Origin of the sequence: uncultured Thioclava sp. (genome assembly GCF_913064665.1) — a bacterium.
Taxonomy (GTDB): Bacteria; Pseudomonadota; Alphaproteobacteria; order Rhodobacterales; family Rhodobacteraceae; genus Thioclava; species Thioclava arctica.
Genome location: NZ_CAJYBT010000091.1, coordinates 1 through 2,449, shown reverse-complemented (window position 1 = coordinate 2,449; position 2,449 = coordinate 1). Strand labels below are relative to the sequence as shown.

Annotated in this window: 3 protein-coding genes; all 3 read left to right on the top strand. The window is 59.9% G+C overall.

All coding sequences use genetic code 11. From position 1 onward, the window contains the following. On the top strand, positions 1 to 891 hold an 891-nt coding region (locus tag QZ571_RS18435), incomplete at its 5' end, for a TRAP transporter large permease (protein ID WP_295537627.1). Further along, on the top strand, positions 888 to 2,129 hold the full coding sequence (locus QZ571_RS18430; RefSeq protein ID WP_295537626.1) for a malonyl-CoA decarboxylase: 1,242 nt from the start codon (positions 888 to 890) through the stop codon (positions 2,127 to 2,129). The genes QZ571_RS18435 and QZ571_RS18430, both read left to right, overlap by 4 nt. Before the next feature lie 43 nt (positions 2,130 to 2,172). Then, positions 2,173 to 2,449: AMP-binding protein (locus tag QZ571_RS18425; protein ID WP_295537625.1), on the top strand; the 277-nt coding region annotated here is incomplete at its 3' end.

The following is a 2,449-nucleotide window of genomic DNA, read 5'->3' as shown; positions in this document are numbered from 1 at the left end:
GGGTCGATTGCGGCGGGCGGTACCTTGGGTATTTTGATCCCGCCGTCGGTGACAATGATCGTGTACGGCATTGCCACTGAAACCTCGATCGGGCGTCTGTTTTTGGCGGGTGTGATCCCCGGCTTGCTGCTGGTTGCGCTGTTCATGGCGTGGTCGCTGTATTCCACATGGAAATCGGGAAACCGTGAATTGCTGGCGACGGGCAACTATACGTGGAAGGAAAAGTTTGAAATCCTGCCGCGCGTGTTGCCGTTCCTGTTCATCATTCTGGGTGTGCTGTACGCGATGTATGGCGGTGTTGCGACGCCGTCTGAAACTGCGGCTGTGGGCGCGCTTTTGTGTCTGCTAATCGCCATGGTGATCTACAAGCTGTGGAACCCGCGTGACCTGTGGGTCGTGCTGCGTGACAGCACCAAAGAAAGCGTGATGATCCTGTTCATCATCGCTGCAGCGGGGGTCTTCAGCTACATGCTGTCCTCGCTCTTCGTGACGCAGTCGATTGCGCATTGGATCGCCGCGCTTGAGGTCAATCGCTGGGCGCTAATGGTCTTGATCAACGTGTTTCTGCTGGTCGCGGGCTTCTTCCTGCCACCTGTCGCGGTGATCCTGATGTCGGCTCCGATCCTGCTGCCGATCATCACGACAGCCGGGTTCGACCCCTCTTGGTTCGCGGTGATCGTGACGATCAACATGGAGATCGGGCTGATCACGCCACCGGTCGGCCTCAACCTTTACGTCATCAACGGAATAGCACCGGATATTTCACTCCAGCAGGTGCTCTGGGGATCGCTCCCCTTCGTCGGGTGCATGATCCTTGCACTCGTTATTCTATGCTTCTTTCCCGGCTTGGTGACATGGCTACCCACAGCCGTCATGGGGAACACGTTATGAATCTGCTTTCCGACGTGCTCGCCACCATCTTCGCGCGCCAGTCACGCGGGAAGATGGTGCCCCCAGCAAACTCGCGCGATATCAAAGAACTCACGTCCGATCTGCTTTCGACACGCGGCGAAATCTCCGGCATGACGACGGCCGCGCAGATACTCGACCGCTTCGCCGCGATGGACGACGGGGCAAAAACCGCCTTCTTCGAGCATCTCGCTTGTGATCTCGGGATCGACTGTGACAGGGTCCGCAACGCGCTGACGGCGTTCGAAGAGACACCATCGCAGGCGAATTACGCTGAATTTCTTGCCGCGTCCGAGCCTGCCCGACAGGAACTGGCCCGCCGCCTCAACCGAGTGCCGGGGGCGACGCCGCAACTGGTCGGAATGCGCCGTGACCTGCTACGGCTTATCCCGCGCAAGGATCTGAGGGCGCGGATTGATCTCGACTTCCAACACCTGTTCTCTTCCTGGTTTAATCGCGGTTTCCTCGTGCTCAGGCCGATCAACTGGGAAAGTCCAGCACAGGTGCTCGAAAAGATCATCGCTTACGAGGCGGTCCACGCCATTCACTCATGGGATGATCTACGCCGCCGGGTGGAGCCGACGGACCGCCGCTGTTTCGCGTTCTTCCATCCCGCGATGCCGGATGAGCCGCTGATTTTCGTCGAAGTCGCACTAACCCAAGGTATCCCCGGCTCAGTGCAGAGTCTGCTCGCCGAGGATCGTGAGGTCTTGCGCGCGGATGAGGCGGATACTGCTGTCTTCTATTCGATCTCCAACTGCCAAGCCGGGCTCGCTGGCATTTCCTTCGGCAACTCGCTGATCAAACAGGTTGCCGAAGATCTCGCCGCCGAGTTGCCAAACATCAACACCTTCGTCACCTTGTCGCCGATCCCAACTCTTTCGCGCTGGATGAAAGAGCAGTGTATCGACCCCGCGGATCTCGACGCCGACGCCCTGCGCGCGACCGCAGCGCGGTTCCTCGTGACAGCGAAGCGCAAGGACGGCATGCCCTATGATCCCGTGACCAGATTCCACCTCGGCAACGGCGCCTATATCCACGCCGTGCATGCGGGAGCCGACACGTCCGCCAAAGGGCTGGCCGAAAGCGCTGGAGCGATGGTGAATTACGGCTACGATCCGGAGACCTTTGCCGAGAACCATGAACGCTTCGCCCGGGCGCAGGAAGTCGCCGCCTCGAAAGAGGTTCGGGCGCTGATCCAGACCAATCCCGTCGCGTAACGCGAAAAGCTAAAAGAATTCAGTCTTTGAAGGAAACACTCTCATGACTAACCCGCTTTACGACCGCCTCTTCACGCCACTCGCCACCCGTGATGACGCTTTCCTGACAACGTCCGATGGGAGCGTGCATTCCGGACGGGAGTTTCTGGCGATTGCGGCGCGTCAGGCAAACGCGCTGACCGCGATGGGTCTGCGCCCCGGCGACCGTTTAGCGGTGCAAGTCGAGAAATCGCCACAGGCGCTCGCGCTATACGCGGCCTGCGTCATGGCGGGCCTCGCTTTCCTTCCCCCCCATACCCCCTACCCCGCGCGCGACCTCG

Coding starts and splice junctions, on each gene's coding strand:
- QZ571_RS18430 (WP_295537626.1), top strand. CDS start 888: ATGAATCTGCTTTCCGACGTGCTCGCCACCATCTTCGCGCGCCAGTCA.